Origin of the sequence: Candidatus Sysuiplasma acidicola, assembly GCA_019721035.1 — an archaeon.
Classification (GTDB): domain Archaea; phylum Thermoplasmatota; class Thermoplasmata; order Sysuiplasmatales; family Sysuiplasmataceae; genus Sysuiplasma; species Sysuiplasma acidicola.
The window spans coordinates 51,441-77,213 of sequence record JAHEAA010000003.1 but is presented as its reverse complement, the minus strand read 5'-3'; the positions used below and the strand labels follow the sequence as shown (position 1 = coordinate 77,213).

General features: G+C 52.4%; 24 protein-coding genes. 13 read left to right on the top strand and 11 right to left on the bottom strand.

Annotation, left to right across the window (positions count from 1 at the left end; genetic code table 11):
- Positions 1 to 500 precede the first annotated feature (500 nt).
- The 8 genes from ilvB (at position 501) to KIS30_02115 (ending at position 10,858) form a co-directional block, all read left to right on the top strand.
- Positions 501 to 2,207 (top strand): biosynthetic-type acetolactate synthase large subunit, encoded by a 1,707-nt coding sequence (gene ilvB, locus KIS30_02150; GenBank protein ID MBX8645548.1) that lies wholly within the window; start codon positions 501 to 503, stop codon positions 2,205 to 2,207.
- Positions 2,176 to 2,469: a hypothetical protein gene (locus KIS30_02145; GenBank protein ID MBX8645547.1), complete on the top strand. Its 294-nt coding sequence runs from the start codon at positions 2,176 to 2,178 to the stop codon at positions 2,467 to 2,469. The genes ilvB and KIS30_02145 overlap by 32 nt, the downstream gene beginning before the upstream one ends.
- 15 nt (positions 2,470 to 2,484) lie before the next feature.
- Entirely contained in the window at positions 2,485 to 3,480 is a 996-nt protein-coding gene (ilvC, locus tag KIS30_02140; protein MBX8645546.1) for a ketol-acid reductoisomerase, read from the top strand.
- Positions 3,481 to 3,601: 121 nt separating this feature from the next.
- A complete protein-coding gene (locus KIS30_02135) occupies positions 3,602 to 5,923 on the top strand; it encodes an FMN-binding glutamate synthase family protein (protein MBX8645545.1) in 2,322 nt (773 codons plus the stop codon).
- Between the two features lie 2 nt (positions 5,924 to 5,925).
- Positions 5,926 to 8,052: a glutamate synthase gene (locus KIS30_02130; GenBank protein MBX8645544.1), complete on the top strand. Its 2,127-nt coding sequence runs from the start codon at positions 5,926 to 5,928 to the stop codon at positions 8,050 to 8,052.
- 96 nt (positions 8,053 to 8,148) lie between these two features.
- On the top strand, positions 8,149 to 8,907 hold the full coding sequence (locus tag KIS30_02125) for an SDR family oxidoreductase (protein ID MBX8645543.1): 759 nt from the start codon (positions 8,149 to 8,151) through the stop codon (positions 8,905 to 8,907).
- Between the two features lie 230 nt (positions 8,908 to 9,137).
- Positions 9,138 to 10,589, top strand: a complete 1,452-nt coding sequence (locus KIS30_02120) for an ammonium transporter (GenBank protein MBX8645542.1) — start codon at positions 9,138 to 9,140, stop codon at positions 10,587 to 10,589.
- Positions 10,590 to 10,714: 125 nt separating this feature from the next.
- Complete coding sequence (locus KIS30_02115; GenBank protein MBX8645541.1) at positions 10,715 to 10,858, top strand: hypothetical protein; 144 nt, start codon at positions 10,715 to 10,717, stop codon at positions 10,856 to 10,858.
- Between the two features lie 3 nt (positions 10,859 to 10,861).
- Here the strand turns inward: KIS30_02115 and KIS30_02110 are convergent, their stop codons facing one another.
- The 5 genes from KIS30_02110 to KIS30_02090 all read right to left on the bottom strand — a co-directional run bounded on the left by KIS30_02110 (position 10,862) and on the right by KIS30_02090 (position 13,625).
- Positions 10,862 to 11,326: a PD-(D/E)XK nuclease family protein gene (locus tag KIS30_02110; GenBank protein MBX8645540.1), complete on the bottom strand. Its 465-nt coding sequence runs from the start codon at positions 11,324 to 11,326 to the stop codon at positions 10,862 to 10,864.
- Positions 11,314 to 11,583, bottom strand: coding sequence for a hypothetical protein (locus KIS30_02105; GenBank protein ID MBX8645539.1), 270 nt, complete (start codon positions 11,581 to 11,583; stop codon positions 11,314 to 11,316). The genes KIS30_02110 and KIS30_02105 overlap by 13 nt, the downstream gene beginning before the upstream one ends.
- Positions 11,584 to 11,638: 55 nt before the next feature.
- Positions 11,639 to 12,742, bottom strand: coding sequence for a saccharopine dehydrogenase NADP-binding domain-containing protein (locus KIS30_02100; GenBank protein MBX8645538.1), 1,104 nt, complete (start codon positions 12,740 to 12,742; stop codon positions 11,639 to 11,641).
- Between the two features lie 49 nt (positions 12,743 to 12,791).
- The gene (locus KIS30_02095) at positions 12,792 to 13,310 is read right to left on the bottom strand and encodes a hypothetical protein (GenBank protein ID MBX8645537.1); all 519 of its coding nucleotides are present in this window, start codon (positions 13,308 to 13,310) and stop codon (positions 12,792 to 12,794) included.
- A 102-nt stretch (positions 13,311 to 13,412) separates the two neighbouring features.
- Positions 13,413 to 13,625: a hypothetical protein gene (locus KIS30_02090; GenBank protein MBX8645536.1), complete on the bottom strand. Its 213-nt coding sequence runs from the start codon at positions 13,623 to 13,625 to the stop codon at positions 13,413 to 13,415.
- A gap of 141 nt (positions 13,626 to 13,766) precedes the next feature.
- Between KIS30_02090 and KIS30_02085 the strand changes: the two genes are divergently transcribed.
- Together KIS30_02085 and KIS30_02080 are read left to right on the top strand one after the other, a co-directional pair.
- Positions 13,767 to 17,822, top strand: a complete 4,056-nt coding sequence (locus KIS30_02085) for a DUF835 domain-containing protein (protein ID MBX8645535.1) — start codon at positions 13,767 to 13,769, stop codon at positions 17,820 to 17,822.
- Positions 17,823 to 17,916: 94 nt separating this feature from the next.
- Positions 17,917 to 18,162, top strand: coding sequence for a hypothetical protein (locus KIS30_02080; GenBank protein MBX8645534.1), 246 nt, complete (start codon positions 17,917 to 17,919; stop codon positions 18,160 to 18,162).
- On the opposite strand, the gene KIS30_02075 is transcribed toward KIS30_02080, so the two are convergent.
- From KIS30_02075 to KIS30_02050, 6 genes are all read right to left on the bottom strand, one after another.
- Positions 18,159 to 18,641, bottom strand: a complete 483-nt coding sequence (locus KIS30_02075; protein ID MBX8645533.1) for a hypothetical protein — start codon at positions 18,639 to 18,641, stop codon at positions 18,159 to 18,161. The genes KIS30_02080 and KIS30_02075 overlap by 4 nt on opposite strands.
- Positions 18,638 to 19,228, bottom strand: a complete 591-nt coding sequence (locus tag KIS30_02070; protein MBX8645532.1) for a hypothetical protein — start codon at positions 19,226 to 19,228, stop codon at positions 18,638 to 18,640. Before KIS30_02070 ends, KIS30_02075 begins: the two co-directional genes overlap by 4 nt.
- 158 nt (positions 19,229 to 19,386) lie before the next feature.
- The gene (locus KIS30_02065; GenBank protein ID MBX8645531.1) at positions 19,387 to 20,301 is read right to left on the bottom strand and encodes a DUF1641 domain-containing protein; all 915 of its coding nucleotides are present in this window, start codon (positions 20,299 to 20,301) and stop codon (positions 19,387 to 19,389) included.
- Positions 20,302 to 20,306: 5 nt separating this feature from the next.
- On the bottom strand, positions 20,307 to 20,690 hold the full coding sequence (locus tag KIS30_02060; GenBank protein ID MBX8645530.1) for a DsrE family protein: 384 nt from the start codon (positions 20,688 to 20,690) through the stop codon (positions 20,307 to 20,309).
- Between the two features lie 11 nt (positions 20,691 to 20,701).
- Entirely contained in the window at positions 20,702 to 21,856 is a 1,155-nt protein-coding gene (locus KIS30_02055; protein ID MBX8645529.1) for an NAD(P)/FAD-dependent oxidoreductase, read from the bottom strand.
- A 1-nt stretch (position 21,857) separates the two neighbouring features.
- Positions 21,858 to 22,088, bottom strand: a complete 231-nt coding sequence (locus tag KIS30_02050) for a sulfurtransferase TusA family protein (protein MBX8645528.1) — start codon at positions 22,086 to 22,088, stop codon at positions 21,858 to 21,860.
- Between the two features lie 268 nt (positions 22,089 to 22,356).
- On the opposite strand from KIS30_02050, the gene KIS30_02045 reads away from it, so the two are divergent.
- From KIS30_02045 to KIS30_02035, 3 genes are all read left to right on the top strand, one after another.
- Positions 22,357 to 22,806, top strand: a complete 450-nt coding sequence (locus tag KIS30_02045) for an Lrp/AsnC family transcriptional regulator (GenBank protein ID MBX8645527.1) — start codon at positions 22,357 to 22,359, stop codon at positions 22,804 to 22,806.
- Between the two features lie 60 nt (positions 22,807 to 22,866).
- A complete protein-coding gene (locus KIS30_02040; protein ID MBX8645526.1) occupies positions 22,867 to 25,167 on the top strand; it encodes a hypothetical protein in 2,301 nt (766 codons plus the stop codon).
- 1 nt (position 25,168) lies between these two features.
- Positions 25,169 to 25,773 (top strand): glycosyltransferase (locus tag KIS30_02035; protein MBX8645525.1); only part of this gene is annotated, 605 nt, incomplete at its 3' end.

Here is a 25,773-nt window from a genome sequence, read left to right as displayed (position 1 = left end):
ATTGACGTGAAAACTGCATCCAAACTGGAAGTCAGTTTGTTTGTTTCCCGGCATAAAAATATACTGCCCAGCCAAACCACATGTTAAAGAGAACTACTCCTACTACAATGCCCCATATTACAGCCATGCCCAGCGACATCTTTGTTCCTCCCCTACGTTATCAATATTGATGTTAATGAGATACTCGCAAGTCCCTTAATAAACTTACTAGCATCTGGCAGATGTATTCTGCATGCCAGCCGTAAACGGGATATGTCTGGAACTGACTTGCATTTAAACGATGTATGACCTAGTCATATGTCGTAGTTTTACAATTATCCTGCCCCTGCTAATTCGTCACAATGTATTTATACACAATGCTATCTGCGAACCTCAGATGAAAATCAGAAGTGCCTGCGGAACAATGACGCTTTGCATGTCCTGCATTATTGCAGACTTGTTGCACTTCATTACCTGAAACGACCAACTTTCTGGTTTTGTCGTTTCAGGGAGATGGTAGAATGAGAGGAGCTAAACTATTAGTTAATACACTCGCGGAGCACGGTGTGCGGACGATCTTCGGCATACCCGGAGGTGCGAATCTCGCCATATACGACGAGATAGACACCAGCGGCATAAGACATGTGCTAACAAGACATGAAGGAGGAGCAGCGCACATGGCGGACGGATACGCGAGGATAACGGGTAAGCCGGGCGTATGCCTGGGAACTTCGGGTCCCGGCGCCACAAATATGATAACCGGCGTGGCCACGGCGTTTCTCGATTCATCACCCGTCGTCTGCATGACAGGTCAGGTTTCAACGAAAATGATGGGAAATGACGCATTTCAGGAATCAGACACATTCGACATGATGATACCTGTGACCAAAAGCAACTTCAAGGTGAAATCGCCGGAAGACATACCGTATCTTGTCGGAAAGGCATTTGCAATAGCCGTCAGCGGGAGGTTTGGACCGGTCGCCATAGACTTACCCACGGATACTGTGGCCAACGATTTGACCGGTGAACCTCATCTCGGCGGGGTGGCGATACCCACGCCCTCTGATTTAGCCAACCTGCAGTCGGCTCTGGCAATGCTCAACGCTTCTCAGAGGCCGGTAATCCTTGTGGGCGGCGGTGCAAAGTGGGCAAGATGCGGAGACTCCGTACTCGAGCTTGCCGAACTGCTGGGCGCGCCGGTCGTTTCCACAGTTATGGGAAAAGGAGCAGTAAGGGAAGATCATCCGCTCGTGCTTGGCACAACTGGCATGCACGGAAGACGCTCCTCCGCCATGGCTCTGGAGGAGGCAGATGTCGTGGTCGCGATAGCGACGAGATTTAGCGACAGAACCACCGGAAAGACAGGAGAATTTCTGACAAAAACAGGCATAATACATGTGGACATCGACAACGTTGAAATAGGAAAGAATGTGAAGAACGTTGTCGGGCTTACCGGAAACTGCGGCGAAATTGTCGACCTGCTGAAGAAGACCGTGGACAGGCATCCGGAAGGACGTGCTGCGTGGACTGCGAGGATTCTTGCCGCGCGTTCGTTCTGCCAGTGCGATTTCGATCTTAACGAGTCGCCGCTCAAGCCTCAGAAAGTCATCAGTCAGCTTTCGAAACTGATGCCGGAAGATGCAATCATCACGACAGACGTGGGGCAACATCAGATGTTTGCCGCACATTTCTTCGAGGTGTGCGGGCACAGGAGATTCATCACATCGGGAGGTCTCGGTACAATGGGTTTCGGCCTCCCTTCGGCCATCGGTGCCAAGGTGGCGGAACCTGGAACGAAGGTCGTGTGCCTGACCGGAGACGGCGGCTTCCAGATGACATTCGGTGAATTCGCCACTGCCGTGGAAAACGACATACCTGTCTTTGTCGTGGTGATGAACAACGGCAGCCTTGGCATGATACGACAGTTCCAGAAGCAGTTTTACGGCAACCACATCTTCGCGGCGGACTACGGCAGATCCCCCGACTTCGTCAGGTTCGCCGAGTCGATGGGTGGAGAAGGCGTTACGGTGGAAAAGACGGGAGAGGTCGCAGAAGCAATACGGCGCGGCCTGGCAAGCGACGTACCGTTCGTCGCAGACATGAAGCTTGACATAAACGAAGACTGCCTGCCGATGACGCCGCCGTGGGCGGGCAAGAACGGAACAATATACGGGCGATGTAAATGGAAGGATGTTAATGACAGCGAAATTAAGAATTTCGGCAGATGATCAGGAAGGCGTGCTGCAGCGAGTCATCTTTGAGTTCAGCAGAAGGAACATAAGCATTGAGAAGCTGATCTTCGTGCGTGAGGGAGGTTCCAATGCAATAAGTGTGGAACTGAAGAACGATGCCGATGCAATGAAAGTGGTAAAGTCGATCAAAAGGATTCAGGGCGTTGCGTATGCAGAACAGCAGCTGGACGGCTGTGAAGCACACGCAAGCGCTACACAGACGAGAAGGGAAGTGAATCCGCAGGAAATGCTGGGCTGAAATGAAGGTGAAAAAATGGTCAATGCATATTACGATAAGGATGCAGATATGGGTGTTCTGAAGGGTAAGAGAGTTGCAGTCATAGGATATGGCATACAGGGGAGGGCGCAGGCGCTCAATCTCAGAGATTCAGGCGTCGACGTCACAGTTGGACTCAGGAAGAGCGGTGACAGCTGGAAGATAGCCGAATCGGATGGATTCGCACCGGTGACGGTGCCTGATGCAGTCAGGTCCGCAGACATAGTGATGATGCTCATACCGGATGAGGTGCAGTCTGACGTCTACGCGAACGATATCGCGAAATACCTGAAAAAGGGCATGACACTGGAGTTCGGTCACGGTTTCAACATACATTTCCGCAGGATAGTGCCGCCAGAGGGGGTCGATGTCATCATGGTCGCGCCGAAAGGACCCGGAGCGATGGTGAGGAACACATATCTTCAGGGTTTCGGCACGCCTTCACTCGTCGCCGTCGAGAAGGACTACTCGGGAAATGCGTTCAACGTCGCGCTTGCGATTGCGAGGGGCATAGGGTCAACAAGAGCAGGCGTCATCAGGACGACATTCAAGGAGGAGACAGAGACAGACAATTTCGGCGAGCAGGTCGTCTTGTGCGGCGGAGTGGCGGAACTCATAGGAAAGGCATTCAAACTGCTTGTTTCCAGCGGTTACCAGCCTGAAGTTGCTTATTTCGAGGTGCTGCATGAGCTCAAGCTGATTGTCGATTTGATTCAGACCGGCGGAATAGAGAACATGTGGGATAATGTGAGCAACACTGCGGAGTACGGCGGACGGACCAGAGGTTCACGCGTGATTGACGATCACGTGGTTGGCAATATGGAAAAAATACTGTCCGAAATCAGGGACGGCAGCTTCGCGGAAGAGTGGATGAACGAATATTACAGAGAGATGCCCACACTCAGGAAGAAGAGGGACGAAGCACAGAAGGAGCATATTGAGGAAGTCGGCAGGGAGCTGAGGAGCCTTTTTGTGAAAAAAAACAGTGAATGAGATGATATTGACCGGATTGGATGGCAGCAGCTCAGGACGTACAAACCGAAAATCGTAATTTAAAAACGAAAGGGTAAAATACTCCCGTTCATTGCCATAAATAGACTTGATAAAAAATAGCGTGGTAATCAATAAGTTCAGGCCTCTTCCAGGAAGAAGAGTCGCAGAATTCTGGGACGACTGGAGAATCGGGCACATCAGAAGCCTGGCGCAGTCCGGACGTTCCACGGAGCAACTGTACATTCCAGGTGCGAACAGGACTGGCAGAATACTCGACCGCATTTTCATTGACAGGAAGAGCACGGACAATGGACAGCGGCACGGTGCTGCGGATACCCGCCTGCCGTTCTGCAGCGGTTCTGACCTGGTGCTTTCCTCCCCACTGTACCTCGGTGACATGTCATACGGCGCTCTGTCCGGCATTCCGAATATAGCCATAGCCATGGCTGCCGAAAAAACTGGTGTGATTGCCGGAACCGGGGAAGGCGGGCTCATGCCCGAGATAGCGGGTTGCAGCAGAATAACGGTCCAGTGGGCATCGGCACGATTCGGAGTCGACGCATCATCCCTGTCGAAGGGACAGGCCGTTGTGATTAAAATCGGACAGGGGGCGAAACCCGGCATCGGCGGACATCTGCCTGCCGCAAAAGTGACAGGACCGATTTCCGCAGCAAGACGCATACCGCCAGGAAGGGATGCCATCTCTCCGGCGCCGCATCACGACATATACTCCATAGAGGACCTCGGCCAGCGCATAACCGCACTCAAACATGCTACCGGAAAACCAGTGCTGGTGAAAGTAGCCGCAACGAACTACATCACATACATAGCGGCCGGCATCGCCAGGATGGGCGCTTCGGGCATCATAATTGACGGCGCCGGAGCAGGCACAGGCGCCGCGCCGAGGGTCATCAGAGACAATACTGGTTTGCCGATAGAGCTTGCCGTACCTTCTGTAGACACCGTTCTCAGGAAGGAGGGGTTGAGGGAGAACTTTACGATCATTGCAGGTGGACGCGTCAGCACGCCTGAGGATTCCGTCAAGCTGATGGCGCTCGGAGCCGACATGACCAGTCTCGGCACAGCCACACTGCTGGCACTGGGCTGCCTCATGGTGCACAAGTGCCACACGGGCTTCTGTCCCGCGCTTATCACAAACAGGATTGAGGACAAGCCGGAACGGTTGATTTCGCAGGAACAGGCGATTCTCTGGATATCAAATCTCGTCAGCGGATGGTCGGAGGAGATGAGAGAAATCATGACTGCAGCAGGCGTGGACAACCTCTCGAAGCTCATCGGCAACAGATCACTGCTGCGCCTGTACGGTAGAGAGAGGGAGGAACTGTCTTCCATCCTGGACATAGAGGAAGAAGACGGTTATGGCATTGAAGCAGGAGATCCGGGCAATTCTGACACCCGTGAGGCTTCCAGTGAGCGCATCTGGGACGAGGACACCCGCAGAGCACTGAGGGAGCTGTCGGGCGCTTCCGGCAAAGCTCCGAGAGAGGCGGTCATGGCCAGTATGGGCACCGGCACCGTAAGACGTGCCGGAGAGAAGGCAAGACCGATGGATAGCATAGTCTGCGATGGTGCGCAGGTCACGAGGCCCAGCATTGACCCTTACAGGGAGCAGATAGATACAGGCGTGCAGATATGCGGTGGCCGCATCAGGCTTTCCTCACCGTTCTTCTTCACACACGATTCAGCTGAGAATGACGCCGCAGACGACATTGTGCTCGAAAGGGTAGCCTCCGAAATGGGACTGATACTCGACAGCAGACACCGCGGCGCTCTGGGTTCGGGAAGTAGACTCATGTCCGCACTGGACATCGGGCCACGCAACGCGCACCTGAGGACGATCGACATAGACGCCGTTGATGCATCAGAACGGATGAAACCCGTGGAAGCAGGAGGCGGATTGCTGCTGATAAGGTGCCCGTCGACGCCAGACACTGTCGGAAAACTCGCCGGAGTCGACTGGGACAACGGTGCATTCGCCGGCGTTGTAATAGACATGGATGATGCACGTTCGGACACTCCGCTGGAGCTGACCATCTCCGCCACAGACGCACTGTTTCTGGACGCAGGCAGGAGAGACGGTGTAACCATACTTGCAGAGGATGATTCAATCAGAGGAGCGGAAGACATATTCAAGCTGGTTGCACTCGGCGCAGATGCTGCAGGTTTCCGCACTGCCGCATCGATAGCATGCCGCACGGACAGTGCCGGTGAAGCAGGAACACACAGCGGCGGCACGATGAACCGGGCACTTGTACAGAATCTGGTTGCAGGTCTGCAGAAGGAGATCAAGCTGCTTGCCGGCGCGGCGGGAATAAGCTCCGTCAGTTCTTCGCTCACAGGCAACAGGGAACTGCTCAGGGCGGTTGACATGGATACATGGTGGCGAAACGAGCTGAGCCTGAAGCCTGCAGGACCGGGGTGAATATGATGAACAGAGGAGAGCCGATAGATTTGCGCGTGCCCGTTGTCAAGGACGGATGCGGTATATTCGGCATGATCAGGAAGAAGGATGCGATGAGGATAGCCAGCGGCCTGCCGGTGAAGGGCATATCCGCGGCCGGTTACAGGGGAGGCGGCCTCGGAGCCGGTTACGCATCATTTACGCTCACAAGGACTGCGCCCGAATGGGAACCGTTCAGACTCACTGCGTTTGTGAGGGACGATGTGGCAGCGACCTACATCAGAAGGGACGTGGAGAGGAAGTTCGGCAGGATTCTCCATTCACGGCTTGACAGGGCCGCAATAAGCAGGGGAGGAGGCGAGATGAAACGGATGACGGCCTCCGTATCGCCTTATGACGTTGCGAAGACCGGCGAGCTTGATGCCATAGTCGACAGCATAAACATGAAGCTCTTCTCCGGAAGAAGGCCGGAAGGGAGGATCGTTTCATTCGGCAGATTTGTCGATGTGTACAAGGGCGTCGGACATCCGATTGAGGTCGCGCAGGCTTACGATCTGGACAGTGATGGCATCGCGGCCGATATGTGGATTGCGCATACGAGGCAACCGACGAATTCTCCCGGAACTTATCCGTTCTGGTCTCATCCGTTTGCATCCATGGAATGCGCAATCGTGCATAACGGAGACATAAGTTCATTCGGCTCAAATGTCAACATGCTGAGATCCTGGGGATTCAGGAGTCATGCAGGCACCGACAGCGAGGTGATAGCAAGGCTCCTTGACAGGCTCGTGAGGGTCGAAGGACTTACGGTGGAGCAGGCATGCACCGTGCTGACCGGTCCGTTCGAGGACGGTCTCGACGGAGAGATACTTTCACTCATGAACAGATATCGCAGAGCGAGACTCGACGGACCGTTCTCCGTTGCCGCCGGCATCTCCGATGGCGAAGATTTGTATCTCATTGCCATGGTGGACAGGTCGAAACTCAGACCCATGGTGATCGGCGAGGACGACAGTCATTTTTACGTTGCGAGCGAAGAAACGCAGATCCGGTGCATATCGCCCGAGGCTAGGACTTGGAGACCGGAACCTGGTGGTTATTTCATAGCGTCTGTTTCCAGAGGGCTCATAGCTGGCGGGAGCTCCAGGCGCACCGCGATCGCCGGCGGAACAAGCATGACGATGCAACACGAATGGCATAGGCCTGAGTCTTCTGAGGATGTTACGGAGTGGCCAGTGTCAAGGGACGCCTCGTCGATGACATACGAGGATATCAACGCATTTCTCAGGGAGTCTATTGCGCGTGGTGCTGAAACTGTGCGGCTGACCAATATTGCCGGACACAGGTATATTGGCATGGCGCTCGCCGCGCAAAACAGACTGACAGTCGAGCTTCACGGGAATCCGGGCAACTGTCTGGCAAATCTCAACGAGGGCCTTATTTACAGGGTATACGGCAACATAGCGGACGATGCCTGCGACACGATGCACCGCGGCGGCGTAATCGTTCATGGCGATGCCGGCGATGTGCTGGGCCAGGCGCTTCAGGGTGGTTTCATATTTGTCCGCGGTTCTGCCGGAAACCGTGTGGGCATACAGATGAGGGAATTCAATACAGCCGGCGGAAGGCCGACGCTGATCATCGGTGAGACATGCGACGATTATCTCTGTGAATACATGGCCGGTGGCACGGCGATGGTTCTCAATCTTCTCGATGCGCCGGAGCCGATAGGCAGGTTTGCCGCCTCTGGCATGGTCGGTGGAAGGCTGTATGTCAGGGGAAGGGTCGGGGAAGAACACTTCGGGCTCAACCCGATGAAGGAAGATGTGCTGAATTTTCTGAGAACGGCGGCGGAAGAAGAGCGCATAGACAGGAAGCTGATGGCCGACTTCGAGCAGCAGGGGAAATTGACGCGCAGCTTACTGAAATGCACACTCGACGCAGCTCTGTTTTCGAGGATTGACGAATTATTCTACACGGGCAGACATTCAAAACCGCTGACGATCGAGACGAGGAAACTGTGCAGTGAGGATTTTGAATATATCGGAGTCGCGCTGGACGATTTTTTCCGTTCGTTCGGCATTCAGAGCGGCACGGTGGACGAGATACTCGAGTCCGATTTCACAGTCGTCTCACAACCACACAGCTGAACTGAAGTGTACTGTCATGCAGCGTTGCAGGAAGGTGTAACCCCGATGTGCACATGCTTTAAGCCTGATTAATCAGTCTAGCGCGACAATGGTATCATGAGCGGAAAACTTTCGGAAGTCAGGGTGCTGGTGGCTGGCGGTAGCGGCAGCATAGGGAAGGCGATCGTCAGAGCGCTGCTGCTGGAAGGAGCGTTTGTCGCAATGGCTGCAAGAGCCGGGGAGCGACTCAAGGAAGCTAATCACGAGATGAAAAAGGAAGGACTGGACGTGTTCGCAGTAGTCATGGATGTGGAATCGCATGACTCCATAACTGAAGTAGTTCATCTGCTCCACTCCAGATGGGGAGGAGTTGATGCATTCTTCAACTGCGCCGGCACAGGCATGGAACAGTTCAATCCCTCGTTCGCCTTCAGTGCAAAACCCTTCCATACATACGAAATTGCATCGATGAGGAGGGCGATGGACGTTAACTACATTGGTTATTTTGCGGTGACGCAGGCGTTTATGCCCACCTTCATTGAGCAGGGCAGAGGAAAGATTGTGAATGTGGACGTTGACAGAGAACTTCTGGCGATAAGGGGTTTCGCACCGTTTTCACCGACACGATCCGCTACTGACACACTTACAATGATCATGGCGAAGGAGTTGGAAGGCAGCGGCATAACGGCAAACATACTGACGCCCGGCGGCTTCGTCAAGGGCGGCATGTTTCCGCCAGGCACTTCCGAAGATGCATTCGGTAAACTCCTGGATGCCGGTATCATGGGACCGCCGGCCGTCTTTCTGGCCTCAAGCGATTCAGACGGACTGAACGGCGAACGCATCGTTGCATCGGAATTCAAGCAGAGGAGATAGTTCGCTGCAGAAAAATCCCAGGTATCATTTTCACGAACAGCGTCAGTCTTCAGAAACACGTTGTAATTGCAAATGCACTCTTTTTCTTAAATTACTATGCTCATAATATCAAAAATTATTCTATAAGCATATCATTTGACTTAGTATATTCACTAAACATTCAAATATTGCATCTGTTCATGACACAGAAGAGCATGACACAGAAAGGTATGGAGGTCTGACGGATGGCGATCAGCAGCGGAGACACGGCATGGGTTCTTGCATCGGCCGCCCTCGTCATGATAATGACGCCTGCACTGGGCTATTTCTATGGCGGGATGGCAGGCAGGAAGAACATACTTTCACTGATCGGCCAGTCCTTCGCTGTGCTTACGATTGTCAGCATCCAGTGGGTACTGGTAGGCTTTTCCATAGCCTTCGCTCCAGGACCTTCGGGTGTGCTGCAGGGCATCGTTGGCGGAACTCAGTACATTGGCATGGCCAACATGGGGTACAGCGCCACCTATCCGGGCATTCAGAACATAAGCATCAGCACATTCATGATTTTCCAGGCGATGTTTGCCGTGATCACGCCCGCCCTCGTCAGCGGTGCGTTTGTCGGAAGGATGAAATTTTCGACGTTCATTGTCTTCACGCTTGCCTGGACAACACTCGTCTACGATCCTGTGGCGCACTGGGTATGGGCCTATGACGGATGGCTGCACGGGATGGGCATACTCGATTTCGCCGGCGGCACCGTCGTCCATCTGAACGCCGGAGTTGCAGGCCTCGCCGCTGCCCTTTTCATCGGGCCGAGACTGACAAAAAGCGACGGCACCGCGCACGCAGAACCGACATTGACGATACTTGGCGCGGCCCTTCTCTGGTTCGGATGGTTCGGATTCAATGCAGGATCGGCGCTCGGAGCCTCCGCACTGGCAGTCAATGCATTCATAGTCACAAACACAGCCGCAGCACTTGCTTCGCTTACCTGGCTGGGACTGAGCTGGCACTACACTGGGAAGGCAAGCATGCTCGGTGCTGCCTCCGGTGCCGTGGCCGGACTCGTTGCCATCACGCCTGCCTCAGGCTTCGTCAACATATGGGGAGCGCTGGCAGTGGGGTTCGGAGCCGGCGCCATCTGTTTCTATGCCGTTGCATGGAGGAACAGAACGAAGGTCGACGACACACTGGACACATTCGGAGTCCACGGAGTAGGAGGTGCGTGGGGCGCGATCGCAACCGGCCTTTTTGCAACCGTCGCAGTAAATTCGGGCGGGGCTAACGGACTGTTTTACGGAAATCCGGGACAGGTTGAAGTCCAGCTGATAGCTGTTGCAGCCTCATCTGCATACTCGTTTCTGATGACGATTGGCATATTGAAAGTGCTCGATTACGTGATGGGAGTCAGGGTGCCGGTTGAGGAGGAGCATACCGGACTGGACATAGCCCATCACGGTGAAAGGGGATACACGGGGATCGACAGCCACACGATTACGGAGATGGGCGTGCGACTCACGTTAACCCTTCAGCCGCAGGACGGGAAAGGGAGCGGCGTGCGGGACAGCGTGAACCTGATGGTCATGATGAATCGCGATGAAATAGAGGAACTGAAAAAACTGACCGGCGGTGTAAACGGTGCAGTGATTGGTAGCAGGCAACTGACTGGAAAGATTTCCGGAGCCGAAGGAATAGAGGATTGAATCTGAGCAAAGACACGGTGCTATGGCAGCAACTGATACAGCAGGAAGGCGACGTCATTCAAAAGCTATTTAACGAACGTCAGGGCTGACAAAGGACGATAAGCAGGAAAGGAGACGTTGTTTTTATGGTCAGCAGGGTCGTTTACAAATGCTGGTTCTGCGGCAGGGAATACGAAGTTCGGGATAAGGCAGACAGCTGTCACGATTCCGGCAGCTATGCCATCTACAGAGACGGCACCAGACGTAAGAGGACGCCGTTCGGAAACTGATTCTCACCTTCCGCAGAAGTCTTTGAACTCGCACATATTGCATTTCCATCTGTCGTCGGTCATACGGTCATACCCTTCGAGCATTTCCAGCATTATGTTTTCGACATATCGCCTGGAGCGGCCGTCCCAGGGAATGAAAAATTCCATGTCACGGTACACCAGTCTTCCTCCCTTCGTTCTGCCTCTGCACTCTTCTATCAGAAGACAGTAAGACAGCAGCTGTGCAACATCCCATTCTCTGGCACTTCCTCCGGCATCATAACTCTTGTATTCCACAGGCATGAACGTCCGCCCCTTTTTCAGCACAACATCAGGTTTACCGGTGAGAGGATAACGATCCGATCTGAGCAGCGTTCCTGAACCTGAGAGATCGGTTGAATGCATATGATCCGCTGCAAACAGCCAGTATATGATTATCGCAACGCCCGCTGTGAAGAGGAATAAGGCGAGAAGGGTCATCGTAGCCATATGATCATGGCTCCCGCGAGTGCCAGCATTCCTGCGGCAAGCAATATCAACCTTCTCAGACGAAGCTTCATCATGACGCGCCCTTTCGTTCTGTGATAGACTACACCGCCCTGTTTTCTCTCACGGACAGCTGCAGGTTCAACGTAATCAGGGGGCAGGGAAACCGATATACTGTACTTCCTTGCACAGTACACAAAAGTTGCAATCTGTGAAGATGTTATCCTGACCGGAGACGCTCGATTTTTCTGTATACTCATCCCATCCTTCGCTTTCGGACGTCCGTCCGCAGCACCTTCTCTAGGATGCACTATATCAAGATTGAAGGTGAGGTGGCCGTCTGCTGCCGGTCTTTCGCCTGCGCGAACGGAAAACTATACCCCTCTTTCGTAGAGCGGAAAAGAGCGCTGAGAAGAGTCTGTCGTCGAAACCCAGATACTCCGGCGGTAACACACCCCTTCCCTCGATGTAACCGTCCAGAAGCAGACGCGCTATGACGGCGGCGGTGTAACCCGTCATGCGTGCCATGGACTTTGTTCCTGTCTTCTCATCGAATCGGTCAATGGATGTGAATTCGACTGTGATGTCGTCCTTTACCGCTGCGACCTTTGTGAGGCACAGATCTCTGAAATCCGAGCCTGCCGAAGAGAAAAGCGTCTCGGTGACAGCGCGGGGAACAATGCCTCCTGCGGCCGAGTCCGAGAAGAAACCCATGTCACGCAAAAATCTCATCGACGCAAGATGCCCCGGATAACGGAGTGTCAGCTCGTACATGTTCCTGACATTGATGGTTTTCAGGAGCGTCCGCAGGCCGTCCGTGTAGAAAGCCTCCAGGCGGCCGAATCCCGGAAAGGAGATGCTCCTGATTTCAGAGAGAGGATCTATCTGAACGATATTGCCGTTCCTGATGATCCTCGCTGGCCTGGTATATTCGTCGATGAGCCCTTCAACGTTGAATGTCGGAGCGTGATGAAACGGGGCAATATCCTCAGAGGGCAGACCTGCAACCAGGATCTCAATCGATACAGGAGACATGGTTCGGTATAGATGCCCGGCCAGCACATTGCTCAGGCCCGGCGCGTAACCTGCATCCGGCACGTAGATGCAACCCTGCCTGCGTGCGATACCTTCCATAGACATCGGATCCTCGGCCATGAAACCTGTATCTACGACATGCTTGCCCATTCGCAGCAGCTTTCTCACAATGCCGCAGGATATGCTTCCGGGAAGTGCGCTGACAACGGCTTCTGAACGCTCAATGAGCGCCCTGTTGTCGAATACATTCCCTCTGTACTTTCTTACTCCGTCGAGAGAACGCAGAGACTTTGAGGAAACATCGCACACTACAACATCACAGTCGGCGGAAAGGTCTGTTGCAATTGCCCTGCCGACGAGACCGGCACCAAGAACCAGGATCACGTGGTGGGCAATACATTCATGTCTAAACCGTTTTGCGTGATTCGACGGCTCATTTCTTCAGGCGGGGGACATATATGACCAGTGAAGAAGCGGAATAGGGATTCTTCACTCTCCTGAGGTCGAGCCTTTTCACCAGCGTTGACCATATGTACGGAGAGACGTCAATGCCGGAAGCTTCCGAAAGAAACCTCCTGTCGCGCTGTGTTATAATGCAGCCGTACCTGTCGAGTCTCTTCATGAGGAGGGAACACAGGCTTGACCAGTTATCCTGACTCAGCGCCGGTCCGTACGGAAACCGGACTTCAGAAACAGAACGCAGCAGAGAGGAATGCTTAACCTCTATTCCTGGCTCTGTCGGGCGCGTAGTAGAGAGGCTGCCGATACGCTCTTCCGCCTTCTCAAGCACGGATCTGCACAGGCTGTTCAGCGCCTTTGAATACATCACGACCCTCTCCGTCTCCATCTCACGCCTGTTGCGTGCTGCATTCAATATGGTGTTTATTGTCTGCTCAAGTTCGAATAGTGTCGATTCGTTGAGACCATCGCCGATGTACCCGACGGAACTCATTCCGGCATGCTCCTGCGCCAACGCTCCGGATGCAAATGGGAGTGTGCCGCTCCCTGCATAACCCTGAGCTGAATCATTAAGGACGATATCGTCGGACATTAGTCAGACATAGATTGCCGCATATTTAAGCAGATTGGATGCAGTTTGCACCATAAGATACGCGAAAACGTTCGGTGAAAGGGAGGCGACATGTTTTCTGACCGCTGACCATCCGTCAATTGCCCTCAGCCCATTGCGCATTAACCTTCTCGTGATGCGTGCTTCATTCTGGACTCCTTCAAAGGGGACAGATATGGTCGGGAATCGCACTGACATTGACCGATTCGCTGTCTGTCTTCAAATGAACTGAATATCAAGAGTGACAACCTGACAAATTTTGTTTAAATAGCGACCTGCCGGATTAACCTGCATGGTCCAGCCGTCTGAAAGACCGGAATACCTGCGTCGGAGTGACAAATGCCAGAGAATGAAGTAAAAATGAATGAGTTTGTCACGAGCGCAGCACTCAAGGGCAGCGCTCTCCCGGTAGCGGGAAGCAGCGTCGACTCTTTTGAGCGTCTGATATCCGCAGGCGTCGACGTCCTGACAGATGCAGGAGACTGGAAATCACTTCTCTTCTCCTTCGGCAGGCAGATTACCAGACTCAGAAAGGATATGTTCGTCATTTTTGTGGTCATCAGCAGGGATCTCCGATTCAGATGGACGAGCCATCAGGAGCTCCTCGGCGAACCAGGCGAAACGAAATATGAGGATCTGCTGCCGCTCAACGCCGATTTCGGGGATAGCAAAAAGTCGATAAAGGCGCCCAATTCCGGCATCAGACTCGTTGATGAGGTTGCGCTCGCGACGGGAGTCACTGACTTTATCCTCTTCCGCGGAACAGAAAGAGGGGCGCCGACGCTGTACACTTATGTGGGTGTGCGCAGGCAGCTCAGCATGGATGAAGAACTAGCGCTTGCGCTTGTTGACAGGATATTTGACTCGGTTGTCAGAAGAGAATTTGTGGTCGGCGAACATCTCTCCCACGCTTCCAGACTTACAGCGGCAATCGAACTTGGAAATCAGTTGCATGAAGGGGCGCTCGCAAACAACGTTCTTAACAAGATTGCAGACATAATACAGAAGAGAATGGGTATAGACTATGTTGCCCTGATGGTGACCGATGAAACCGGGCACGCGCTCGAGTTCGCAGGAATGAGTGAATCGCTAACACCATTATACGACAACCCGCAGAGTATGAGCCTCAGCAGCATGATCGTCGGAGTTGCAGCTCAGAGCGAACCCCTCGTCATAAAAGATATCGAGTCTATTGGCTATAAACCGCTCGGAACAGGCACGAAGTGGGCTGCACTTGTGCCTGTAAAGACAAACTCGAAAAGCAGCGCAATACTGATACTCGAGAGTAAGTCTCCGGTTCCTCTCGATGATTTTGAATTCAGGGATGTCGAATTTCTGTCCCAGGTTCTCGGAGCAAGAATGTCCTCCAGTCTGCTCATTGAGGAAAAGAACAGAAAAATACTGTTCAGAAACATGCTTCTGGAGGAGATTCTTCTGCTCCACAGGGAAAACGATCCCGTGCGGATCGCGGAGGAGGCACTCTCATTCATAAATTCAGTCATTCCGTCAAGCATTTCTGTCTTCTATGTGCTCAACGAGGGCAGATCGCTGCTGATTCCGGTGACGTCGAGAGGCGTATTCGCAGAAGAAATGCTCTCATTCTCCGTTAAGATTGGAGAAGGAATCGTCGGAAGGACCATATCGAAAGACAAGCCGGTGCACATACAGGAGGCGAACGCGGATGCTTCGTCGATAAGCATACCCGGCACACCTAACGAGCCCGAAGCGATTCTTGCCATACCCATAAAGAGCGTCAGAGAAGACATTGGAGTCATTGCATTGCACAGAATAGGAAAGAACACGTTTTCGGCGGAAGAAATTGAGATGGCGGAGATAACCGGAAGGCAATTTTCCACTGTGATGGAGCGGGCCAATGCTGCCATGGAGATTCACAAGTCATATGTGGAAAAAGAGAAGGAAAACGCCATGCATTCGCTGCTGTCCGAACAACTGATTGAGAGCCTTGACAATCCGGACAGTGACACATTTTCATCCAGAGTACTGGACAGCGCACTAAAATTTTCAACATGTGAGGCTGGTATGCTTCTGCTCAGGAGAAGCGGAGAGAGCCGGTTGCAGTGTATATGCGCAGACAGTGAGTCTTTCAAAGAGAGCGGATGCTCTGCCGATGCTACATCTCTGAGCACGGTATTGCACGAGATGACGAAGCTTGCGACGAGAACGTACACACTGGAAGGCGAGTCGGCGACTTCTGCGGCGATTGATTCACTCGGCGCAGACTTTATCGAAGGCACTGCACCGAGATTCAGGAATATGCTCATACACGAATCATCGGAGAAGGATGGTCAGTCTGTGGTGCTCATTGGTTTCGATTTTCAGTCGAACCTCAGGAAGGACGTGTACAGGAACACCGTGACTCAGAGACTCCTTGATTTCTATAACTCGCGTCACATCAGCATCAAGACAAGCAGAAACAGTCATGCGGATGTTGTGCGCCTGAACAAGCTGGCGGCATTCAAAGACGCGATTGTTGAAGAGGTTGATGTTCAGTCGATCTACGGAAAAGTCTGCGACTATGCCGTAGCGCGGCTCAATGCTTCCTTCGCGGCCATCTACTCGGTGGATTATGTGTCTGGGATTCTCAGACTTGTAGCCTCCTCTGGCGGTGGCGGAGTCGTGCCTCAGGAAACACTGATGAAATATGCAGCGCACCTGACAGGAACGCACGGAACGCAATCACAGGCAATTGAGTTTCCGCCTTCGGACGACGAAAATGTGCCGGTCATATTCAGAAACAGACTTGCGACATGGAGAATGAGTACGATTGACGGGGCAGACCTTCTGTTCATTGCCGGCTACGCCGGAGACTGCGATACCACCGAACACATGCACATCTACAACGAAATGGCACCGTTTGTGTCGCGAAAAGTGAGACAGCTTTCAGCATTGTCTGAAGAGAGACGCAGGCATGGTCTCATCAGCACGGTGGACGAAATAGGAAAAAAGGTTGGGGCACACACGGAGTTCGGGAGCATGATGGATGCGTTCGCATCCGCAGCGGGGCACATAATTGGAACTGAGTACGCGCTCGCGGGGGTGCTGTCTTCCTCCTACATAGAATGGAGCGGATACTTCGAGACGCGGATACCGGATTCAATTGAAAAACTGGCCCTGAAGACAGCAGAAAAGGGGGAAGCGATGATAATAAACGACTTCAGGAGCGCGCAAATTGAAACTGAGCCGGTTTCAGGCAGCTACGTCAGGGAGATGCTGATGTATCCGCTGTTCAAGGACAGCGGAACTGAGATAAGGGCAGTGCTGTTGCTCATAAACAGATTCGGCTCTGACGGCTTCAGCGAGAGTGATGTTGCCTTGCTGGACAGACTCGCATCGAATGTTATCAATTCATACTCTGCAGTGGAGACACTGAAACAGGAAAAACAGCTCAAGAGGGCGGCTGAGCTGAAATGGACAGAACTGGCAGAGATACTGGACGGAATAGACGAACCGATCATCAGAGTGGATACGTCCGGAAATATCGAGTTTATTAACAGTGCGGCAAAGCAGCTGCTGTCGATGCAGCCCGGAGTTGCAGTGGAGAAAATTGTCTCGCTGCTTGACGAAGTGGATACGTATCAGATTGTTGATCTCACAGAAAATATCAGGAAGGGCGAGAGGTTTGAGTCGTCGTATCTGTTTGCCTCGGCCGAAGGTGCTAAAAGAGTCATTGTTTCCGCCTCTCCACTTTCCGGCAGAAACAGAAGGGGCCTCATATTGAGATTGAAGGAAGAACCGCAGAACGAAACGCAGGAGCCGAAGGATCAGCCGAATAGAGTGAAGGGCGCGGAAGTTTCCAGTGCAGCGCATTCACAGATAGAGGGCGTGAGGTATGCGATGAAACGAGGCTTCAGTTATATGATAGCAGAACAGAAGCCGCTGTTCGCGTATCTTGCCCTCGTCGATTTCAAGAAGGCAGGATTCAATCCACTCGTGATTACGAGGCAGCATCCCTCCAAGCTAAGGGAGAAGTACGATATGGGAAACACTGAGATCAGATGGCTGACCCAGGTTGTGGGCAACAGCAACCTCGATCCTGCCAAACTTTCCGTAATCGGCAACGCGATGCTCTCGTTCATCGAGAGGCACAAGAATGCAGTTGTGTTTATTGACGGACTGGAGTATCTGCTCTCTAATAACAGCATGATAAAGGTCATGGGCATGCTCGAGGGCGTGATGCAGAAGACTGTCGACACATCCTCCGTACTGGTCGTCGCCGTTGACAAGATGACGTTTGAACAGAGGGAGCTTGCGATACTCGAAAAACTTTTCGAAGAAGTCAATGTCGGTGAGATGAGAAAGGGGTACCTGAGCACAGAGCTGGAGAAATTTGATAATGACAAACCGGATTCGACAGAAACCGATGCAAACGATTAAGTGAAACATGTCGTTACCCGAAGACTGCTTCGGAATAATGCGCTCAGTGCTGTTTGTGCAATGGGGCAGTCGTATAGGGGAAACGGTGCATCACATGGCGGAACGAGATATGCTTGATGTGGAATGTGACAGTTGCGGCGTGAGAATAAATCTGGACAGCTGCGTCGTCACTGTGAAGCACAGGCTTCATAAGCCGGTAGAATGCCCCATATGCAGAAATGCGCGCATCTCAAAGGAACTGGAACAGTTCAAAATAGAGTTCAGCGGAGCTGAATCTGCAGAGGAACATCCGGCGATCAGGCGATCGCGCATCCCTTCCGCGAATCAATCATTTTTCTAAACGACTGAGGCACCGCGGACATAACGTCTGTATTCCAGGTATTCCACGAAGGACGGTATGATTCTCAGAAGGGCAAACGAGGCCAGGATCAGCGCGATGTAGTAAATGGCCATAGAGAGATGATAATTGCCCTGGACAGTTATGGTAAAGGGGCGTCCGACGACGGAGATTACATAATAGGCTATTGCAACCTGTGATGCCGCCCTCAGAATGACGCCTGCGATTCTTTCGTTTCCGAGAAGCACCGCACCCGCATTGAGAAACATGAAGATCGAACCTAGCAGAATCGCAGATTGGGTCCAGACGCTCATCGAGTTGAAACCCAGTTGTGGATATGATGATGCCGCCTGCATATAGAGTATTGGCGCAAGTATGAAAAATAACGCCGACGTGGCAGAGGAAAGAACGGCACCTGCTATGTGCAGACTTGGTTTATCGATGCCCGCAGGGGAAGCCCGCTTTCTGTATTCTCCAATCATGCGGCGGCCCCCGTGTATGTTGCAGATTGCGGTATCTGCGGATAATCCGCATACCTCTGAGCCTCCTGGCTGTTTGCAAGCTGTGCGGGTTTAACGATGGACGATGATGTGAACGGCCCCTTATAGCTCACGCCGAACTGGAAGAAACCATAGGCATAGGAGGCGCTGATGGACGTGCCGACAGACATGTTAACAGGGGTGGTTGCAGCTTCGGAGACAAACCATGCCGGCAACGCGCCGATGGTGACGGGAACAGAAATGCTGTAACGCTCAATTTGACCGGGCAGTGCAGCGGCCAGGTGTGTGCTGTACGAATAAATCAGAGTACCGTTGGTGAGAACGCTGAGATTCAGCGTGTAGTATATCTGTCTAATCGCATACAGGCAATGATTTTCGACTGTGAACGATGTGTTTATATACAGTGTTCCTGCGGTATTGGTCTCCGCCGGAGATGACGGGACGGAGAAACTTAAGCCCTTTCCCGTTACTAACGGGACGGTTGCCGATGCTATGAAGAGCAGGAAGACCGCACCAAGGAGCGTAATTATCCTGCCGATACGCCTCGATGTTTTAAACTTGGAGGACATACAGATACCCGGAGCTTTTAACCACTATCGGCTGATTGCTCATTAAAATGCAACCATACAATTACACTATTTGAAAATGAGACAGGAAGTTGCTTTTCAGCGGGCATGTTCATAACGCCGCGCCATCACTGCAGTGAAGATAAAGCGGATGCGATACGTCAGTCTTTGTCTGTCACGCCATCAGTCGTGACCTCGGTCTTGAATTCCTGACCGAATATCTTCAGCAGCTCAAATACAACGCCGAAGCCCTTTCTGACATCCGGGTCAGAGAGGGACAGCAGAGACATACCGCCTTTCCTTGGCGGCGCTTTTTCCAGCCTCTGTTCAAGCGATTCGTCCGTCAGCGTATTGAACACCCGCGTAGCAACCGGAGACGAAAGCATGTCTATGAGATTGTGAAGGGAATGCCACTGCCTTAGCAGTTCGGACAGCAACGATGCAATGTTGGACAGCGCTTCGTCGTTCAGTCCGTCCCGGAGAAATTTGATAATGTATGCCGCATCCACAAGTGCGTCAAGCGCACCGTCACGCTCAAGTCTGGACACTGTTGCCAGAGCAGAAGGTAATTCCTCACCGGACAGAAGAGAAGAGTACTTCTTCGAAATGGAAAGCATGTCTGCCATGCCGGAGGCGATATTTTCGATTGCCTCGTCGTTCAGTCCGTCCTTGAGGAACTTCAGTGCATATGCTGCGCTAACCACCGAGTCGAAGACGCCGTCTCTGTGCATCCTTCCTATGTCTTTTATGAGTTCGGAAAGCTCTTTTCCCTCGGAACTCAGGCTGCCGATGACAGCCATAGACTGCTCTGATGAAGCGGCGGATGCCACATCCGTGAGTCTTCCGCCAAGCTTCGACAGCGATTCTATCGCTTCGTCGTTCAGTCCGTCCTTGAGGAAGCGCAGTGCTGCCAGTGCCTGCGACATGGCTTCAATCTGTCCTTCATTCACCATCGTCGAGAACTCTTTCATTACGCTGTTGAAGCGTGGTATATTTGCAATAAACTCGCGTACCTGTTTCTCTTCCTCCGCGTTCAACGTCAGGCTCCTCACACCTTCTGTACTTTCACCGCTCAACTCAATCACCAGATGCTGATCATACTGCTTCCCTCTGAAGAATCGAGAAACGAAGTCAGACCTCCGATGCCGTCGACCACATCCGAGTAGTCCTCCTTGCGCAGGTTGAATAACTTAGAGGCCATGCTGCAGGCCGTTATTCTGACCTTTCCCGTTTCCTTAGCCTTCCTGAAATACTCCGCAAATCTACCGCCCGCCTCGGACTTTACTATCATTGCGGCGGACTCTGCCTCAGACAGCACTACAGGTTCCCTGCCGAATGCCTTTACGCCGTCCATGGTGGCAAATATGTTTACCTCCTCCCCCATGCTGGACGCCAGGAATGCGGTCATCGACGCAAATTCCACCCTTTCCAGATGGTTGGAACCGAGTATTATTGAGAGCCGCAAGCAGAACACCGTCAAACCATTGTCCTGGCGTGGATGCTCCAGTAGAGTTTGTTGTAGGCAAGCTTGCTCCACCAGTAGATCTGGGAGGGGGTTGGAGGCACCGGCGGATGGTTGTAGTCGAATTTTATGTACGTTGCCTGATCCATGCCCGTCGCTATGAAACAGAACACCGTGCCGGGATAGGTCTTCTTTCCGTCCGTGCCCATGACATCTGCTGCCACGTTGTGACTGACAGTGTATGATTCGTAGTCAGCAGTGGAACCTGCCTTCGATATTGCTATGTCGGTAGTATCACCCATGGCATGAATGTTGTCATACCCTTTCACAAGGAGCGTAAACTTGTCTGTTCCTACCCAGTTCCTCCTGTCGCCGAGGCCGGAGTCCCCTATCACCTGCGCGCCCTTGTGAGGTGGCACGCTTACCAGCAGGTCGTAGTCCAGCGACTCGCCCTCCTTCGATGTTATCTTCCTGGCGCCGCCGTCAACGGAGGCCAGTGTGAACTGGCTGTGTACGTTTATTCCTCTTTCTGCGAAGATTCCTGCCATCATGCGGTTCACGTTGGGTATGCCGAACACGCCCGGGACTGGGTAGCAGTAATCAATCTGAACTTTGTCCCTGATACCCTTCTTCCTGAAGTAGTCGTCCAGCATCAGCGTTATTTCGAGAGGCGCAACCGGGCACTTATGAGGGAGGCTCGCGGTGTCAACAACAATTCTGCCGCCCGTGAATGACTGAATCTTCTTCCACATCTGAGTAGACTTTTCGAGATTGAAGAAAGTATCAGCGCCGCCGGCGAATCCGGGTATCTCGTCAAATTGAAGGTGTGAACCCGTAGAGAGGACGAGCTGATCGTAGCTGTGAGTGGCTCCGTCTGCGGTGGCTAGCGAGTGGTTGGCCGCATCTATCCTGGTTATCGTTCCTTTGTCCCCGGTAAGGAACTTCACATGCCTGTCGAGAACAGAGCGCTCCGGGACATGCGTCTCTGCAGGCTCCATCACACCCATCGAAACGAGCAAAAATCCGGGTTGATAGAAGTGCTTGTCATTCCTGTCGAGAACAGTAACGCCAACTTCCCCCTTTTCGATCTCATTTGACAGCTTCTGCGCTATTCTGTTTGCCACAATCGTTCCGCCGAGCCCACCGCCTGCCACTAAAATGTTCTTCATTTCATTTCACCTTCCTCAGAATTATTTTGAACTTTCCGCCTTCGGAGACATTCTCAGCCACTTCATTTCCTGTCCGCCTGGCCCAGACGAGAACATCATCACGCGTTGCCTCGTCGCCCAGCAGTATTGCGACACCTTCGCCGGGATATGCGTCATTCATGGCCGATGCCATTTCGCCAATCGGACCGGTGCAGTTCGCGGATGTGGCGTCAATGGTCTTGTAGAGCTTGATTTCTAACGTGCCCGCCTTACCCCCTGATACTGAATCTCGTTGAGAGGTTAAGGCGTTGGCAGTTAATTATTCTTTCCTGCCGTCGATCCGGAGCGCCGCAAGAAGTGCGGCATGAATGGCTACTGTTGAAGTGTCCGCCAACCACAAGTGGCACAGTTGACCGGAACGCTGGCTGAGTGCTGGCCTGACCGCGAAGAGGGCATTAGGAGCGGACAAAAGGAAAGCAGTTGGAATGCATTAAATAGAGAATCGATGTATGCGACTTATTATGGCGGGCACCGGCAGCGAGAGCAGGGATAATCAGAAGAAGGTTGTTGTAAGAGTTATTGATGATATCGACACTCAGATTCTCTCTCTGCTCAGGGAAAACGCCAGGATGAAAAATGTGGAAATAGCGAGGCATGTGAGTCTGACGGAAGGCGGCGTCAGGGCGAGGATTGCCCGGATGGTAGAAGACGGCATAATAGAGAAGTTCACGATTATAACGAAGAGCAATGAGGTCAACGGTCTCGTGCTCATCAAGACGCAGCTCGATCAGACGAGGATGCTCATCAAAAGGCTGAGGGAATCCTCAACGTTTGTTTACGAAACCAGCGGTGAATATGATGTCGCGGCGGAAATGAAAACAGAGTCCGTCGAGCTGCTGAACAAAAAAGTCGACGAAATCAGATCTTATCCGGGCGTGTTGAACACAATGACGCTGATTAGGATGGGATGAGCATATCCGCTGCGCTGATACGAAACTATTTTTTATAGCACACGCTGACTTCCAAAAGTGATGAGAGAAAATGTGCCCCTTCCGTTCGAGGAACGGGTTCTGCGGACGCTCATAAACAGAGTTGCGTATATCGGTCTGGCGATTTTCTTCATCACCTATGCAACTACGCTGTGGTCCAGAGCAGGATACCTGAATCTCGGGATGCTTATTGTTGTATGGCTGCTCCTAATACTGGCCGGCATCTCACTCATATATTCCGCCGTCATAAAGGTCAATCACAAAGGCATTGATTATGTTTTTCTGACACTGCTCCTCACGGGCATGACAGCCTACTTCGCGGCACTCGTGGGCATATTCCCGACATTCGGAACGGATGAGCTGGCACTGGATACTTATGCAGCCTATCTCACACTTCATGGCATAGATCCGTATGTGAGCGCAAACATGATCCGCGCGTTTTCATTCTACCACGTGCCCTTCTACTTCATAACGCCGGTGCTGACTGGAGGATATGTCCACTACATGACTTATCCGGGTCTGTCTGTGCTCATGATGATGCCCGGGCTGTTAGCCGGCGTACACAGCAATTACATACTGATTGTTTTCAGCATTGCGTGTTATCCTCTCCTGTTTCATTACTACAGAAAGAGACGATTCATAGATTTGTTTCCCTATGCCACATTCATACTGCTCGTCAACTTCAACTGGGTCTACTATACAGTCGGGGGAGTCACTGACATAGTGTGGCTCTTTTTCCTTGCACTTTCATACATTTACAGAGACAGACCCGCCATTTCAGGCATGCTTTACGGGCTGAGCATATCGTTCAAACAGACACCTGCGGCGATCTTTCCCTTCTTCCTCTACTTCATCTACATGGAAAAAGGGAAGGACTGGAAGGCGGCCCTGAAGTTCTCACTGTATATGGCGGCGGCTTTCCTCATTACGAATGCACCATTCATCGCGATGAACCCCTCTGCCTGGTTCAACAGCATATCAGGGGTCGCAAGCCAGCCGATCATAGGTATAGGACTGGGACCGTCGATACTGGGTTTTGCCGGATTTGTTCCGGTTGCAAGATTCGTCTTCCTGATATTGCCGGCTCTCATACTCGCCATATTCTTTATCATCTATGTCACGGAATTTGAACGGTTCAAATTCGCATTCTTCGCATTCCCGGTACTCTCGTTTATCTTCTATTACCGTGTGCTGCTAAACTATCTGATCTACTGGCCGTTTCTTCTTCTGCTGCTCTTGCCCGACCTCATAGAGCAGATGAAGAGCGCGGGCTTTCTACAACCTGCGCCGCGCATACACCTGAGGCAAACGGTCGTAGCTGCAATTGCGGGCCTGCGGGATAACAGAGTGGCTGCGTCACTGGTCGCGCTCATACTGATTGGCGGCGTGACTGTCACCGGCTACGGTTATGCTGCCGCGAATCACGATCCGCTGAAAATTGTAAAAATAGATGCGTACGGCAACCCCTATTCCGTGCCGGGAATGATAACCTCTATGAACGTGACGGTCAGCTACATTCCTCAGAACGGCCAGCCGGCGAGCATCCCCGTTTTCTTCAGAATACTTGTGAACGGCCCAGTCGTCAGCGCTAACGGGATGCTATGGAGCGCACAGAACCCGATTATTGCACCAGGCGTGAGCACGCTGCAGATTGTGCCTAACACCCAAATCGACTACATACAGAATAATATCTCGTTCAGGCTCATTGCATATTACGACAACTTTCAGTCATCCTATGCTTCCGCTGGCGGATATGCAAAACCTGCCTTCCAGATTGCCAATCCGCTGATGCTCAAGGCCGGTTTCTACAACACGACCTCACCAGTCGGCTGGTACTTCTCGATCAGTGGAGACGTAGCGGGATCATACAATTATTCGCCGGGTCAGATAAGTATAATAGCGGGAAGGAGTACGGCGCACGCGGGATGGGTGTCTGCGCAGATGATCAATGACAATATTAACCTGGCCGCTCTTGCAGGGGCAGGCGCATTCCTGAACTACAGTCTTAACATAACTGGACCCGCGGGCACCGGAGGAAGTTCGGTAAATGCGAGCGGCCAGCCGTTGCTCTTCTTCGGAGCAGAGATTGTTTTCGAGAGCGGGCTCAAGAGCATCTGGATTGGGTACAATGCCACCATATCTTCCAAAATACTGCACCCGGATGTAAACACAGTGGTGATACTGACAAACATTACTGAAATCAACTTCAGGGCAGTATACGGCATGGCGCTTGCAAACAACTGGTCAGTCAGTGGGGCAATGTTTATGTATTTGGCAGGTAGCCTGACGTATACGAGTCAGATGTCGGCGACATTCTGGAACTTCAGCATCGGCGGTGCATGACATGACTGAATTGAGTATCGTGATTCCGACATATAACGAAGCAGGCAATCTTCCGGTCCTTATTGATGCCATCGAAAAACTGGGATTGGACTGCGAAATCATTGTCGCCGACGACAAAAGCCCGGACGGCACAGGAGAAGTTGCAAATCGACTCAACGATGTTTACGGTAACATACGGCTGCTCTCAAGATCTGCTAAAATGGGTATAGCGACAGCCGTCAGAGACGCTACACTCGCATCAGACGGGAGATTCGTGGCCGTAATGGACTGCGACATGCAGCACCCGCCGGAACTGCTTCCTGCAATGCTGGAGGAAGCGAGGAGGGGAACCGCCATGGTCATAGCGTCGCGGTACACTGAGGGCGGTGCCCCCAACATGTCCGCTGTGCGCAGAGCGATTTCGATGTTTGCTACAGGACTGGCGCATTTCATGATTCCGCAGACACGGAATATAAGAGATCCTCTCTCCGGATACTTCCTTTTCCGCAGGGATGCGGTGGATATAAGGAGCGTAACATCCGGCAGCTACAAAGTGCTGCTGGAAATACTCGCGACAGCGAACCTTAGCGTATCTGAGATTCCTTTCTCATTCGGAACCAGATACAG